This window comes from Paenibacillus sp. J22FR83, assembly GCF_059691955.1.
In genome coordinates this window covers 77,741-92,818 of sequence record NZ_JCAUAM010000009.1, presented here as the reverse complement: position 1 = coordinate 92,818, position 15,078 = coordinate 77,741, and the positions used below count along the sequence as shown (strand labels likewise).

Genomic DNA, 15,078 nt, shown 5'->3' with positions numbered 1-15,078 from the left:
ACACACAACGTAGTACTTCGACAATATAGAAAGAAAATTTACCACATAAATAATGGAAAAAAAGGTGCAAAAAAACGACCTATCCGATAGGATTGATCGCTTTTCGTTTTCAAGTTCAATTACTTTTGCAAACGAGCTTCTAGTTCCGCTTTTTCTTTCTCGTAACCAGGCTTGCCTAATAGGGCAAACATGTTCTTTTTGTACGCTTCAACACCCGGTTGATCGAATGGATTTACACCCATCAAGTAGCCGCTGATGCCGCAAGCTTTTTCAAAGAAATAGACCATATATCCGAACGTGTAAGGCGTCATATCCGGCAATGTCACGATTAGATTCGGTACTTGACCGTCTGTGTGAGCAAGCATTGTACCTTCGAAAGCTTTCTTGTTTACGAAGTCCATCGTTTTGCCGCTTAGGAAGTTCAACCCATCCAGGTCATCTGCATCTGTACCGATCGTGATATGATCAGCCACTTGGTCAACTTGGATAACGGTTTCGAACAAAATGCGGTTGCCATCTTGAACGAATTGTCCCATGGAATGAAGATCCGTTGAGAAGTCGACAGAAGCAGGATAAATCCCTTTGTAGTCCTTCCCTTCGCTCTCGCCGAACAATTGCTTCCACCACTCCGAAACGAAGTGCAGGGATGGCTCATAGTTGACAAGGATTTCAATGGTTTTGCCTTTACGATACAAGGAGTTACGAACAGCTGCATATTGGTAGGCTTGGTTTTCGCTAAGTTTCGGATTCGAGAACTCTTGTTGCGCGTCTGCCGCACCTTTCATGATCGCTTCAACGTCAATACCCGCTGTCGCAATTGGAAGTAATCCAACCGCTGTTAGCACGGAATAACGTCCACCAACATCATCCGGAATAACGAAACTCTCGTATCCTTCAGCTGTTGCCAAAGTCTTGAGCGCGCCCTTCTCTTGATCCGTTGTTGCGTAGATGCGTTTGCGAGCGGCTTCTTTACCGTACTTCTTCTCCAATAATTCACGGAAAATACGGAAAGCAATCGCAGGCTCCGTTGTTGTACCGGATTTGGAGATGACGTTCACGGAGAAATCTTTGCCTTCAATTAATTGAAGCAAGTGTGTGACATATGTCGAAGAGATATTATTTCCTACAAAATAAATCTCAGGCGTTTTACGTTTATCTTTTGGCAAAATATTATAAAAAGAATGAGACAACATTTCTAGTGCAGCGCGTGCGCCTAGATAGGAACCGCCAATACCGATCACGATCAGTACGTCGGAGTCCGATTGAATTTGTTTCGCGGAAGCTTGAATGCGGGCAAACTCTTCACGATTGTAGTTCTCAGGAAGATCGACCCATCCTAGATAGTCAGAGCCTGCACCTGTTTTGTTATGAAGCTGGTCATGAGCTAGCTCCACTTGAGCCGACAAATAATCGACCTCGTGCTGGGATAAAAAGGATAATGCTTTGCTGTAATCAAATTGTAGTTTTTTACTCACTAGGTTCGCCTCCATCTCTATTTTTCACCTTTTCCTAGCATACTTATTTGCTTGTCCAAAAGCAAGCGAGAAAGGAATTCACAGGTATTAATTCCCATGCTAAAATGAAGTCAGAGGTGAGGACATGAAACGTATCGGCTTTATTGGACTTGGCACAATGGGTAAGCCCATGGCTGCTAACCTTATTCAAAAAGGTTTTATGGTAACTGTGTATAATCGTACTGCTGGCAAAGCGGACGAGCTTGGGCGACTGGGGGCTGAGGTCGGCCTCACGCCTGCGGAAGTCGCTCGCAACTCAGATGTCCTATTTACGATGCTCAGCAACGATGCTGCGCTTCTCGAAACATTTTACAGTGAGCAAGGTATTCTGAGCGGAATTCATCCGGCACTCACTATTATTGACACCAGCACCGTATCTCCTCAAACAAGTCAAAAGCTCGCGGAAGAGCTTGCAGCGCATTTCGTCGACTTCCTCGACGCGCCCGTTACAGGTACGAAGCCTGCTGCTGAGGCCGGTACGCTGACATTCATGGTTGGCGGCAGTCGAGAAGTATTCGAGGAGCAGCAAGAATTGTTCCACGTACTCGGCAGCAAAGCACTTTACCTAGGACCAAGCGGTTCAGGATCCTATGCGAAGCTCGCTCACAACACAATGGTGGGCATTAACCTTGCAGGACTTGCCGAAGGCTTATCTATCGCAACGAAAGCTGGCATTCATCCAGGTCAATTCTTAGAAATCGTCCGCTCAGGCGGAGCCAATAGCAAGCAAGTCGAGCTCAAAGGCGACAAAATTCTCGATCGCGATTTCAGCAATCAATTCTCATTGAAGCTGATGTTGAAGGATTTGCTGCTTGCCCAAGAGATTACAGGGAAGTTTCAATTACCGACACCGATGCTGCAATCTGCGACTAATCTGTTCCAGATCGGTCAGAGCAAAGGCTTAGGTGAAGAAGATCTAAGCGCAGTCATTAAGTGTTACGAGGAATGGATGGGGCAAGAAGTTGTTAAGCCTAGTGAGCCCGCTGTTACGGAACAGGTGAAAGCCGCTTCTCCGCTCTCCGGTCGCGAACGTCGCAAGAATACGCGTGTGCAGCTGAATATTAATTTGAAGCTGTCCATTTATCAATGGGAACAAGAAGGTTCATTCTCCGGGCAAAATATAGACGGAACTCTCTTCGATTTATCCGAAAGCGGACTTCAGATCACAACCGATGTGCTGCTTGCGCCAGATATGTTCGTCGTCATCCACTTCCCACAGGAAGCTGGACTACCTCCGATCACGGGTCGTGTCATTCGCATCGTGACTGAAGGGCGCAGCTTCCGATACGGTTGTATGCTGTCAGGCTTGCCGCCGTACGTACGGATCAAGTTGGAGCAGTATATTGAGGAGCATATTGCGAGTGCGGTATAGAGCATACGAATAATAAATAGAACACCGTTCTTTCCTGAAATGGAAGTGGCGGTGTTCTTTGTTTATTACGTTGGTGTCTGCCCTGATGCTTTTCGGAGCTCGTTGGCTAGCCGATGGAACTCTTCCCTCGCTTCGGCATCCTCCGTACTCATCCAAGCAGCAGATAAAAAGTTAATCATTTTATTCGCATCATCTGAACTCATTACATACTCCCTTTCTTCTTCAATATAGTCAAAACGTGTCAGATCACTCCCCTCTATAATACGAATTAGCTTGTCCGCATAGTTGGGATCCGTCGCATATCCTGCTTGCTGAAGCCCTCGACTCGCTTTTCGGTAGTCTTGTTCATTCACGATCATGGCGTATCTTGGATTGTTCGCAAGTAGGATAGCATGATCGCGTATACTGTCGCTCCAGCTTTCGTATACGCAGAACCCATCTACAATTTGCAGCCACTTGCCATTAATGAATTCCTGGGTTGCTTGCAGTTGCCCGCTTCCTTTGATCCCAAACAAATTATTGCCCGGGGCATGTTGGCCCCAACCGCTTTCCAGAATAGCCTGTGCTATCGTCACACTAGCTAAAATACCATAGGCTAACCTGTTCGCTTGTGCGACAGGTGCAATTTGCTCAATAAAAGTCCCCTTACTCATAACCCTTCCCCCTTGCTTCGTAAGACTTGAATCATTTGCTTCAAAAAGGTGGGAAGAGGCAAACCTAAACGTCCATAATTTTCAGTAATCGAGATAAACTCATTGGCCAAGTAAAAATAAATTGCGCCTGTCATCATGAGGTCTGTATCCAAGAGAATATCCATGCGATGAGCCAGCATAATAACAAGCAGCATAAGTCCTTTGCGCGCCAGGCCCCAATAACCAACTTGACTGTTGAGGCCTTGCTGCTCTTTGATCGAAGCCGCAATACCGGTGACATAATCAACGAGTATCGCCATGAGGAAGAGACCAATAAGTTCGCTCCACCCGCCGAAGGCGTAGGTTGCTATGGCTCCGAGAGTGGCTGTAATCAGGTTAAAACTGATTTGGTTCATGTTTTTTGCTCCTTTCTTGGGGGGATGGGTGGGAGGCTACCGGGATTTTTATCTTCCTGGTAGACCTTTTATTGCGTTTTACCACGATATTGATGAGATATCTTCAGCACTGCTCGCTGATAATACCTGATCTTTTAGCTCCCAATACTTGCTGATGTTCGCGTTTTTATGGGCGAGCCCATCGGCGTACAGCTTCTTGAATTGTTCGAACGTATGAGGTAGTGGCACACCTGAAGCTTTCCATATGATTTTATCCGGATGGATTCCCGCTGAGACTGCATTTAGTGTGCTATCTAGATTAATCTGGTCATAGTAAGCAAAATCATATGCGTTATCTGTGCCGAGGGCGTCAGATGTGAATCCTTTGAGAATTGATTCGTTGCATGCTACATTGAGAGAGTTGATTTGAGCGGTCCTAGCGTCATTCAATACTTGAGCTGGCGTCGGTTGCATTGCGTCCCATGCAGATTGAAGGTCATCTAACGTTGGCTGGGGATCCTCCATGTTCCATTGTGCGATGTACGGGCCGTTGCCGTCTGAATCGTCTTGGACGATGAAGTCGGTCATGGGTATGGATTGTGGGTATAGATGCATGATTGCTTGTGCTATGTTCATGTGGTTTCCTCCTATGCGATTCTAGTGATTTCTAAAGTTGAACCTACACCTAGAACTGTAGACGACGATGTTGTTAAGTATACCTCTACATATTCCCCCGCTGATAAATCAATTGTGGTTGCATAGGGAATAACTGATGTCGCATTTGTAGTGCCATTATTAGCATGAATAAAACGATATGCTACGCCATTCTTATAGGCTGCAATAGTGTATGTTACAGATGTTGTAATACCCGAAGCAAAAGATAGAACTCCTTTCACATCATAAGATCCTGCACTTTTGGCCGTGAATTTACTAGAAGCAAATTCTGTTAAATTATCAGGTGCTACGGACTGAAAAAGAACTTTTGTTGCGATTGCCGCTGAAATATTTTGTGTAGTATTGCTTGCTGATGATATTCTACTTCTGCTAGCTTGTGTATTGTCTCCCCAAGGGTTAAGAACTCCGCTTGAAATGGCTCCACCTTGGTTTGCATGTTCTAGAGTCGTACCGCTAGGTTGTGTTCCCGATTTTCCTACATACGCCCCTATAGTCGAATAAATGCCTACAGCATTTCCAGTCCCACCGTTGTCTTGGCTAATAATGGTCGCATTTTGTACGAATAAACCGCCTACGGTTTTATTAGAGAATGTACAATTATTAACTGTTGCGAAACACCTCATGATATTCAGCCCATATTGACCCACATTAGTTGTAGTGACAAAAGCAATTACAATATTCGTGCAACCGTATACCCATAATGCGCCGACACCGATTGAGGTTTCACCGATTACTTGCAAGTATGACAAATTAATGTAGGCTGTATTCCTCATTGCTTGGATGCTATTCACTTTAACATTGGTTATTGACGATGAATTACCTATCAAACGTATTTCGCCGCCGCCCATAAAACCATTGATAAACAAGTCTTCATTATATGTCCCGTCTGCTATAAAAATTTTGTTATTGTGGTCGGTGTCTTTCGGGATGCTGTTAAGCGCCCGCCCAATCGTCTTAAATGGGTTTACTGCACTTCCATCATTATTATCTGCCCCGTTTGTCCCGTCTACGTATAACGTCATTGCAGTTGTAGTCTTTTCAGGGACGTTGTAGATACGTCTTGAAAGTTGCTCTGTGGCGCTGATACGGGACTCATGATCTGCTTGTGTCTGAGACAAAGAATCTACAACCGTCTTCAAATTGCTTGCTACATCGAATATTACGTTAGTATTTGAAGATGTTAACTGATGCTGATCTAAGGCAATGTAAGAGACTTCGTAAGTTGCTGTTGGGTCGTAATCAGCGTAAAAGCATAGCAATCTCTCGTTTCCATATGCGGGTGAACCTGATAAAATAGACCACTTTTTGTCTATTAGACCGTTTCGATATACCGCAATCATACGACTTTCTCTATTTTTAAATTGGCAAAGAGGGAAGGTCGTGTTATTTAACGCATAGCCAGTAACACCGTTACTCTGCGGCGTAACCTTCTCCCGAACAATAACACCTTGTCCCACTTCAATCTGATTCAATCCCTCATGTAAAGACATACCCGCGTCTACTTGGATTTCCTCGAATGTCGGTGTAGCTAGTTGATACGTTAGTTTATAAGGCGTCCAACCGTAAGTACTTGGCGTCGTCGGTACTGTTGCCGTAATAGACGTACCTGAAACAACTAGCTTACCTGTAGGAAATGCGGCTGATGTTCCTACGCCGTTGTATGCGGCATTCCAGTATTTTGTTCCTGATGTGTATTTATTACCTGATACGTCTGACATAACCCAACCATAGAAATACGCTTGTATCTCTTGTGCTGTAGGTGTGTATGAATCGCCCCAACCCGAATCGGTGGACGGAATAGATAAAAGTAGTCTTGTACTGTCGTAAGCATAAGCGTCACTTACGGAGAATGTGTCTACACCGCCTTTTAAAATCTTTCCGTCATACTTTACAGCGGCGAGAACATTTACTATGCCCGTAATTGAAAGTTGAATACGCTTTGTCCCAGTTGAAGCATCCAACAACGACCATGTTAAACTTCCATCTAGTATTACGTCCTTGAATCGCTTTTCAACAAAGTATTTACCGTCACGTTTAAACAGCGTATCGTAGACAGTACCATCCACGCTAGATGCCAATTGTACGTCAGGGAACGCAAGTATATCATCGTTGCGTGGTTTGAATGGTTTGGCTGTTGTTCCAAGGTTTAACATAGGGTTAGAGAATGTGTACGTTCCTGCACCAAATGTGTCATTACTAAAGTATACTCTTAGTCTATCTGTAAGACTTACAGCGGTAAACGTAACCGAAGCCCCCGTTATCCAACCTGTACCGCCCAATAGAACCCCGCCACTAGCGTCTACAAAGTCAACCGCAATTTTTCCGTTATGTGTTACAGACAACGTGTATTGCTGTCCTACTATGGCGGGTATGTCTACATAACTAAGTTGACTGTTTGCTGTAGCGGAAAGGGCTAACTTGTAAGGCTCAACAATTACGGCATTTGCGTGCAGTATCGCTTCATTGAACGTAGGCAATAAGTTTTCCCCATACTTAATCACATAAGGTGCATTAACATGCTTTACATCATCTACGTATGGGTATTTAGCAATCTGTGCAGCTGTCGCCACGCCTACGGTTATTGCTGCATATTCTGCCGCTGTAACTTCATAAATACGAATCGCATCAACATAGGCATACTGTCCAGTAGTACCGGTAATATGTACTTCTATGTTCGCATTTCCATCAGACGGATTGACTTTTATAATCAATGTTGTGAATTTAGTTGCATCCGTAACATAAGACGTTACACCTAATCCATTGAATGTCGCCCTGACTCCTGTGGAAGCATTTCCATTCTTTATATCCAATAAACCAATGTAATACTTTAATGCTGTCATGACTTTAGGGCCGTAGTAAAGAACTGCGGCCCCCGTTGAAGTAACCGTCACTTTTATAGCGCTATTTCCGAGTGTTTTGTTAGTAGTATCTAACGAAGTTGTTGCAGTTATTGACGACCACTTACTCACATCCTCACAATTCCCATCCCGCCCCAACAAATTAACCAACGTCCGCCCCTTGATATTCAAGTTGTTCAACGGCGAGCTCTGTGGAACATTAACAACCTGGATCCCATTAACCAAATTTACAGCCGTTGGAGGTGGGCTAACTCCAACTTGCGAACCTAGCTGCGCATCAATCTTATCCCAGTTATCATTCAACATGGTGTTAATATCGAATGTATCATTGCCGTCTGTTGACGGATTTTTCTTATACAGTCCTACGTTCGTTGTCGTACTGGACATATGTGTTTCCCTCCATTTTTAAACGGGGATGAATGGCGCGAAATCGGTCAATTTCCTCGTTTGAATTTCATTAATAGTCATAGTTTGATGCAGCTGGCTGAGTAAGAAATATTTGTACTTATAGATCACCTGTAAGTGAGCTGGCTTGATTTCTTCTATAGCAGCCTTCAAATCATTCAAATTCGGCGGCGTCCCCAACGTATCCACAAACCTTACCGTGAACTGGTACGCAGCCGGCTGCTGCGTAACCTCTACCGCACCGCGGTCGTAGGCCTCGGCCACGCTTTGGATCAAGTCCACGGTGACGGTTCCGACGCCGCGCAGCTTGGCGTTGATCACCGACCGACGCTGATCGTCGGGCTTGCCTGGCACTGGCGCGATGCCGAGCTCGGCCTCCCACGCGTCCAGCCCCCACGTCGCGGAGCCCACGAAAAATTGCCCCAATGTCTCCTCCAAGGAGACACGCAATTGATCAAGCTCAGCCCCTTGGGCCTGTAAAATAGCGCCCATCACACGCGATGTCTCGTAGTATTCAGGCAAAGAGCCCAACATGCGCTTGCCACTTGGTGAAGTCACTTGGGTCATACGAGTGACACCACCCCTGCAACAGCAACTTGCCCAACGTTGATCGTGATGTTGGAACTGCCGCCATTGATCTGCAAGTTCGCATAATCCTGCACGCCAGGCGTGTCGAGCAACAAGGAGCCGATGCGCACATAGCGGACCGCCGGATCACTCGAGAACGCCAGTTCGGATAAATAGGCGCGAACGGCCACGGTGAAATCATTTTTCACCTGCGTCAATGTTCTTGTTCCGTTCAATGTAAGCACGGCCTGAATGCCAATCGCGACTTCCGCAGCCGCCACGACGGTTACGGTCGCTCCAATCGGAGCTTTGCCGACCAAAGGTGGCGTAGGGTAAATGTACTGCTGCACAGCGGTGACGATGGGAGCAGGAGCACTCCTTTTATCCGTGCCGATGATGACAACCTTGACTGTACCAGCACCCTGCCATAACGGCAGCACCTGCGCCGCACCTACACCAGCCACATCGAGCGCCCAGTTCAGATAGTCGGCTTTATTCCCACTTGTTCCAGGGGAGCGAACTTTGGCGTAATAGCGATTGAGCAGCGAATCATCTTTTTCTACGTCCGCTCCACTTGTCATTGGCGCTGTATTCATCACGTTCGTTATGCCTACAATCGGCGTTATCAAAAGGCTAACTGCCCCGCTTGGCACATTGCCTTTCGTACCACCTTCAACTGCCGATACCGCCACCATCGCGAATCCTGTGCTATCTACAACTGCCGCATCCACGGTCTCAAATATCACAGACGATGTCCCTTGAACGGAATCGGCCAATGTACCCATACGCGTTCCTTGAGGGATGACTGTCCCCACCACGCCTGTAAACTTCACTTGACCGGCAGCTTTCACCGCATCTTTGCGAGTAATCCCGCGTTCCGCGCAGCGCAAGTCTAAGTAGGACCCAAAGGTCGTTCCCGCGAATCCTCTCCGCAAAACCTCCTGCGACTGCAACGCCGCAAGCGCCAACTCAATCGAAGCCGGGGCCAATGCATCCCAGATATAGGAACCTTCTGACTTGTCCAAATCGGAAGGCAAACTGCCTAACATCCGGCTCCGAATCGCTTCCTCCGTCTGTTCAACCAAATAATCAGGTAAACTTGCCATATTAATTGATCACCACACTTCCTTTTAGGTTCTTCTGCTCGCCTCGCACGTTCACAATTTCGCATTGAAACGAGCACTGATCTTTTCCCCACGCAAATGTAAAATGGCGAACATCCGCTGTACGCGGGTCGACCTTCAAGGTCTCCGTCGTCATACGTAAAATCTCCATCTCATTCGCCTGACGAGACAAATGCCGGGCAATTAAATCATCGTACTCCTGGCCATAGGCCGGGGAATATACCAAATGTGTGTACCGCCGTGAACGCAGCGCTTTCTGGCACCATTCGAGCCATGCATCGGTGCCCTCGCTTTCCGCGATTTTGCCCGTTGGCGTCGTTACGAACTCCCCTACGGAATGGTCAAACTTCGGACTGCGTCCGAACGGGATCGTCCCTCTTTTGCCCCCAGCCAAAAGTGCCTCTGTTCCTGCCCCTAAACCTACCCCAGCATTCGCCCCCACTAATGGAAATAAATTCGGCATCTATTTCACCACCTTGCACAGAATCACGGCATCATTGCCGTCATCGATCGGAATCGCGAGCACACGGTCCCCGGGCTTCAAACCATGCTGAAACTCCATCCGCACATCCTCAACACCCGACTCTGTAAAAGCAAACGTACCCTGCCCCGCCACCGGAACACCCCCGCTATTCAGTCCCGAAACCGTACCAGTAAGCGAGAAGCTAGGCAGATGAAGCTTAGCCATCCAATCGGCCACATAATAATCAGCAATTTCATGTTTAAAACGATCCAACTTCAACCCTCTGGCCGTCATCGTACCGAGTTCAGCGGGTAAACCGGAAACCGCGGAAGCGGCGTACCCGGACATCCGATTGTCCAAAAGCGAAGCCAATTTGTTATACGGATTCATTCATGTAATACCTCCTTCTAACGAGTTCGGGACTGCCTAGTTCCAGCACCATTTTGCCAGGATCACCTAACTCATGCCGGACCGACATCGCAATAAGCGCCATCCCGCTGCCCGCCAAATCTACTTTATCCCCTGCACGTATCGTGTTAATGTCTATCGAGGTGACGCTAATCGTCTCTTGGACACCCGTGAGCATCGCATGCGCAACCTCTTTGGCTTCGGAAACGGATTGAAAGCTGCTGTCTTGGACGATTTTTTGCAGCGTGCCTAGTTCAGCCGAATCCCCCTCCTCAACCGCCAATACCTGTGCTGCTGCATCATCCCCTGCTGCTTTGGTACCGAGCACCTTCACCTTGGTAACGGCTCCTTCGAGCGTTCTTTTCTGCATCACGTTCATCACATTCTCACTCGGCTCCAATGACCACACGGTTGCATTACTGCCAATTTCCACAAGCTCCAACCCGCCACTTGTCATGCGTGGACGATACATCGGGCCGCCTTTCTTGGCTGTTTCCTTAAGGTCCTTCATGATCATGGCGTAGATTGTCTCCGAACGGAACATCGCCTTCGCAAGCTTGACACCTGTGTTAGGCAAATTACTTAGTTGAATATTCCAATCTTCCGCATACCTACGTAGGCGCTCATTCGCCGTCATTCCGCTCGGAAACACGTACTCATCCTCTGATTTGGCCAAATAAATCGTGCGATCATACATCGTCACCGTTAACCGATCCATGCGTTCATAACTGTTCTCGCACTGCCATATAACAGCTGGATGCAGCAAATCTACTTGCTCTGTCCCGCCAAAAGGAGTGCCGATCACACGAACAGCTTGTCCTGGCTTCATCCCTGGAAACTCCGACGTCACCACAATCGTCGCTTGTGCCCGATAGGAAATTTCATCGAGCGATTCTTCCAGCGTCATTTCATAAATCAAATCCCGCAAAGCATATTGCTCATCCAGCCAAATATCATAAGATCCGCTAGGCCAACTCGCCATCAGGGCATCACCAACTCTTGTCCAACTTGGATTACATCGGGATTATCGCCGATTAATGACCGATTTACTTCATAAATTTCCCGCCAACGACTGCCGGAACCAAGATTCATTTTTGCAATCGCCCATAGAGAATCACCTGATTTGACTGTGTACGTAGCCGATACAGGCTTAATGTCAGGTCGTGCCTCTCCACTCGAAGCACCACTGCGTTCCGCTAACGTCCTCACTTTGTAGTCCCGCCAAGTACGAAAGGTCACATCAAAGTACACATCCCCTGGCTCACCGCCTTTGAAGCTGCTATTATGAGCCGACAACATGACAAGCACATTCACATCCGTCCCCGTAATAATGAGGCGAAGCGGTTCACGCTGTTCCATCCAAGTGTTCAGCTGATTCATGGCTGTTTGCGGGTTCGGCAGAGGTTTGTATTTACAGTAGCTAGCATCATATTGGGATGGGAAAAAGGAAGAGAAGGCAATTTCCTTCACCTTCACACCTTGTGGCACGTCCAGCTCACCGCCTTGAATAATCGTGATGGTCTCAAAACTTTTATCCCGGCGAATGTTCACTTCTGTCGGATTCACGGGGAAGTGCAATCTTAGGCCACTCGGATCTTCCAGCGTAAAATCCATAGACTCATCAGCCAATCGCGCCGCCCCCATTCACTAAGCGGTTTTGCATGGCAGCTTGCATGTTGGATACAATTTGATGCCCGATCGTGAGCGCAAGCTTGTCCTTGTCGACCTCTTCTTTCGGAAAATGCACCGCTACGCCATCCACTTTGATGTCATACTTGTTCGGAGGGGCCGTTTGCGATTTCGCAGCATTCACCGCAGAAACGGCTTGAGCTACATCAGAGGCCACCGACTCTCGCCCCTCAGGCACAAGTGATGTTTTGGAAGTCTTCCCCGAAAACCATTTATTCGCAATAAATGCGCCTGCTTTATCCCCGAGCCAACCGCCGATCATCCCGCCAGCAACCGTTCCTAATCCCGGCAAAATGGCTGACCCCAGCGCAGCACCGAGCGCAGCGCCACCCGCACCTGCACCTGCTTGAATCGCTGCTCCCGCTTTGTTCTCAGATGTAATCACATCTAGGGCTGCCATACCAATACCGAGTGGTGCTGCCACTCGGCCCGCTCCTTTCAGAAGCTTGGAGCCGCCTTTGAGCAATTTGCCTAATCGTCCCCTCGAGGAAGTCGGTGGATGTCCGTCGGGTTGTCCCTCTGCAGCGACTCTCCCTGAATTTCTGTCATCTGACGTAAGGTCAGCAGCACTTGGTCTCGTCCTCCTGTTACCTACGGGTTGTGTTGTGCTATCGGTTTGCATGTTGGTTACCGTCCCCGTCCTGGACTTCGTTTTCGTGCCTGCACTAGACTTCGTCTTCGTATTCGCATCACAGCAGCATGTCTTACTGTTCCCTTCGCGATTACCTTTTCCCGAGGATAACCCTTGCAAAGATTTTATACTTTCAACCATGGATTTAACGCTGCTTGCGATCGATTTGAAGCCTTCTACCATAGATTTAAAGGTCTCTTTCAAGCTTTGTGCGACGGACTTGAGCCCCTCAACGAAGCTTTTAACACCAGCGCCTACGGCTTTGATTCCTTCGCCGAAACTCTTAACGCCATCGCCAATCCCCTTGATTCCTTCACCTATGCTACTTAGTCCCGCACCGATTCCTTTGATTCCTTCACCGATGCTGCCGATTCCAGCGCCAATACTACTAAATCCATCGCCTATATTTTTGAGTCCATCTCCGATGCCTGCACCAATATTTTTAATTCCATCACCGATGCTACCAATTCCTGCACCGATTCCTTTGAATCCATCGCCTATGCTGCCAATTCCAGCACCGATTCCTTTAAATCCATCACCTACGCTGCCAATTCCTGCACCGATTCCTTTGATTCCGTCGCCTATACTGCCAATTCCCGCGCCGATCCCTTTGAATCCATCACCTATGCTGCCAATTCCAGCACCGATTCCTTTGATTCCGTCGCCTATACTGCCAATTCCTGCGCCGATATTTTTGAGTCCATCCCCTATGCCTGCACCGATGCTTTTAATACCCTCACCTATGCCTGCACCAAATCCTTTGAATGCCTCACCTATCCCTTGAAGTCCATCACGAATACCTTTGAATCCATCACCAAATGCTTTAAAAGCTTCACCAAACAGCTTTAGTGCCTCACCTATTCTCACTAGGCGATCAATCCAAACATCGATCGGACTTTTCTTCTCTGGTGCTGGTTTCACAGTGATCATTGACACAGAAGCTGAAGCAGATGCGCTCGCTCCTGCCGATCCCCCACCCTGAATGCCGACGGATAAAGTCCCGCCAAGCCCAGTCAACAACTGTCGCAGCTGTTTGGCTGCGCCAATCACCTGATCGTTGATGATCAGTTTCACTTCCACCTTCGTGTGCCCCAGATCCGCCAGCTGCAGCAGCAGCCGGTCAATGACAAAAGAAAAATAATCCCGCACAGCAATTGTCGGTCTAGCTGTCACCTGACTCAGCCTTGCGCCAGCTTCAATAGCTTTGTCGAATAAACCCGACAAGCGCTGTGCAGCTGACCCCGTTCGATCCACAGCTCTTCGCAATCCATCTTGCGCAGCTGCTACTCTGGCTAAATTGCCTGCCATCGCCATGTCACTCATGGCTCTCACCTCCTTGCGCGTTCACGCTCTCGCTGCAGCGCCTGTTCCTGCTCCAGCTCAAGTTCCAAGCTGGCCAGCAGGAATAGCTGCTCCCCGCGAGGCAGCTTCCAGAATACTCCGGGGCGCAGATGATGACGCGTCCATATGGCATGGAGCATCGCCGGGAGCCCCCCGGAGGCAATTAGTTTTTTACTTCATCTAGCGACTTGTTGAACCCGCTCAGATCGAGTACTTCATCCCCCAGCGCCGACAGCTCGCCAGCTAGCAGAATTCGCTTGATCACTTCCTCGCCAGAGCTTGCCTGATACTTCGTCAGCAACCGGGAATCCCCCCAATTGGGTGAGACAGTGGCGGCGGCAATGAGCGCGACGTTGAATTGCTCTTCGTCGAGCCGATCGGTTTGGACACCTCGGCGATCCGATCTTTCGGTACAACGCTCACGCAGCGCAAACACCTGTTTGCCAGTCAAACCGCGCAGAATAATGGGGACGCCAACCCGGGAAAGGGTTAACGTCTTTTCTGGTAATTGATCCGCTTCAAGCAGCTTTTGTAAAATTTGTTCATCAGTCAACATCAGGTATGTCCTCCTTCAAAATGGTTAAGATTGGATTAATTCGCCTTAATCGGGTCATTCAATGTGTAGCCTTCGAACGTGAAGGATACTTCTTCCTTCACTTCCTCGCCAGCCGTCCAGTTCGCTAACTGAAGCTTGTCCAACATGACGTTATTCAACGTAATACGTTCGAAACCATAAGAATCCGGATCGCCTAATTTGGAAACAAGGCTAAATTTATTGAATCCGCGAGCAATCATATCGCTTGTGACTTTGAAACCGCTGAGCGTGCCGGTACCCTTCATGGCACCTTTCTTATGGCGAACCCATGGGTCACCAGCCAGGTTAAGCTCTTTCTTCTGAATTTCAACATTGGCTTCCAAATGGTTAAAATTGGTTTGCCATTCACCCGCAATAAATACACTGCCATATGTTCCTAAAATAACTCTACTCGCATCTAAACTCATCA

Annotated in this window: 16 protein-coding genes; 1 reads left to right on the top strand and 15 read right to left on the bottom strand. The window is 47.9% G+C overall.

All coding sequences use genetic code 11. The annotated features are described in order from the left end of the window. Positions 1 to 119 precede the first annotated feature (119 nt). Positions 120 to 1,475: a glucose-6-phosphate isomerase gene (locus AC58PV_RS17480; protein ID WP_497433495.1), complete on the bottom strand. Its 1,356-nt coding sequence runs from the start codon at positions 1,473 to 1,475 to the stop codon at positions 120 to 122. 124 nt (positions 1,476 to 1,599) lie between these two features. On the opposite strand from AC58PV_RS17480, the gene AC58PV_RS17475 reads away from it, so the two are divergent. After that, positions 1,600 to 2,886 (top strand): NAD(P)-binding domain-containing protein, encoded by a 1,287-nt coding sequence (locus AC58PV_RS17475; protein ID WP_497433494.1) that lies wholly within the window; start codon positions 1,600 to 1,602, stop codon positions 2,884 to 2,886. 65 nt (positions 2,887 to 2,951) lie between these two features. Here the strand turns inward: AC58PV_RS17475 and AC58PV_RS17470 are convergent, their stop codons facing one another. From AC58PV_RS17470 to AC58PV_RS17405, 14 genes are all read right to left on the bottom strand, one after another. Next, a complete protein-coding gene (locus tag AC58PV_RS17470) occupies positions 2,952 to 3,539 on the bottom strand; it encodes a glycoside hydrolase family 73 protein (RefSeq protein WP_497433492.1) in 588 nt (195 codons plus the stop codon). Then, a complete protein-coding gene (locus AC58PV_RS17465) occupies positions 3,536 to 3,934 on the bottom strand; it encodes a phage holin family protein (RefSeq protein ID WP_497433491.1) in 399 nt (132 codons plus the stop codon). Before AC58PV_RS17465 ends, AC58PV_RS17470 begins: the two co-directional genes overlap by 4 nt. Before the next feature lie 78 nt (positions 3,935 to 4,012). Further along, a complete protein-coding gene (locus AC58PV_RS17460; RefSeq protein ID WP_497433490.1) occupies positions 4,013 to 4,549 on the bottom strand; it encodes an XkdW family protein in 537 nt (178 codons plus the stop codon). 11 nt (positions 4,550 to 4,560) lie between these two features. Continuing rightward, a complete protein-coding gene (locus AC58PV_RS17455; protein WP_497433489.1) occupies positions 4,561 to 7,833 on the bottom strand; it encodes a hypothetical protein in 3,273 nt (1,090 codons plus the stop codon). Between the two features lie 18 nt (positions 7,834 to 7,851). Next, a complete protein-coding gene (locus AC58PV_RS17450; RefSeq protein WP_497433487.1) occupies positions 7,852 to 8,418 on the bottom strand; it encodes a putative phage tail protein in 567 nt (188 codons plus the stop codon). Beyond that, entirely contained in the window at positions 8,415 to 9,524 is a 1,110-nt protein-coding gene (locus tag AC58PV_RS17445; protein ID WP_497433486.1) for a baseplate J/gp47 family protein, read from the bottom strand. The genes AC58PV_RS17450 and AC58PV_RS17445 overlap by 4 nt, the downstream gene beginning before the upstream one ends. Position 9,525: 1 nt before the next feature. Further along, positions 9,526 to 10,005, bottom strand: a complete 480-nt coding sequence (locus tag AC58PV_RS17440) for a DUF2634 domain-containing protein (RefSeq protein ID WP_497433485.1) — start codon at positions 10,003 to 10,005, stop codon at positions 9,526 to 9,528. Next, positions 10,006 to 10,395: a hypothetical protein gene (locus AC58PV_RS17435; protein ID WP_497433484.1), complete on the bottom strand. Its 390-nt coding sequence runs from the start codon at positions 10,393 to 10,395 to the stop codon at positions 10,006 to 10,008. Further along, complete coding sequence (locus AC58PV_RS17430; protein ID WP_497433482.1) at positions 10,382 to 11,395, bottom strand: XkdQ/YqbQ family protein; 1,014 nt, start codon at positions 11,393 to 11,395, stop codon at positions 10,382 to 10,384. The genes AC58PV_RS17435 and AC58PV_RS17430 overlap by 14 nt, the downstream gene beginning before the upstream one ends. Further along, the gene (locus tag AC58PV_RS17425; RefSeq protein WP_497433736.1) at positions 11,395 to 12,027 is read right to left on the bottom strand and encodes a LysM peptidoglycan-binding domain-containing protein; all 633 of its coding nucleotides are present in this window, start codon (positions 12,025 to 12,027) and stop codon (positions 11,395 to 11,397) included. The genes AC58PV_RS17430 and AC58PV_RS17425 overlap by 1 nt, the downstream gene beginning before the upstream one ends. 7 nt (positions 12,028 to 12,034) lie before the next feature. After that, positions 12,035 to 14,056, bottom strand: a complete 2,022-nt coding sequence (locus AC58PV_RS17420) for a hypothetical protein (protein WP_497433481.1) — start codon at positions 14,054 to 14,056, stop codon at positions 12,035 to 12,037. Between the two features lie 5 nt (positions 14,057 to 14,061). Beyond that, positions 14,062 to 14,214 carry a hypothetical protein gene (locus tag AC58PV_RS17415; RefSeq protein WP_167355906.1) on the bottom strand — a complete coding sequence of 51 codons (153 nt, stop codon included), beginning with the start codon at positions 14,212 to 14,214 and terminating at the stop codon, positions 14,062 to 14,064. Positions 14,215 to 14,237: 23 nt separating this feature from the next. Continuing rightward, positions 14,238 to 14,630, bottom strand: coding sequence for a phage tail assembly chaperone (locus AC58PV_RS17410; RefSeq protein ID WP_068666527.1), 393 nt, complete (start codon positions 14,628 to 14,630; stop codon positions 14,238 to 14,240). Positions 14,631 to 14,665: 35 nt separating this feature from the next. Next, positions 14,666 to 15,076, bottom strand: a complete 411-nt coding sequence (locus AC58PV_RS17405) for a phage tail tube protein (protein WP_497433479.1) — start codon at positions 15,074 to 15,076, stop codon at positions 14,666 to 14,668. Positions 15,077 to 15,078 lie beyond the last annotated feature (2 nt).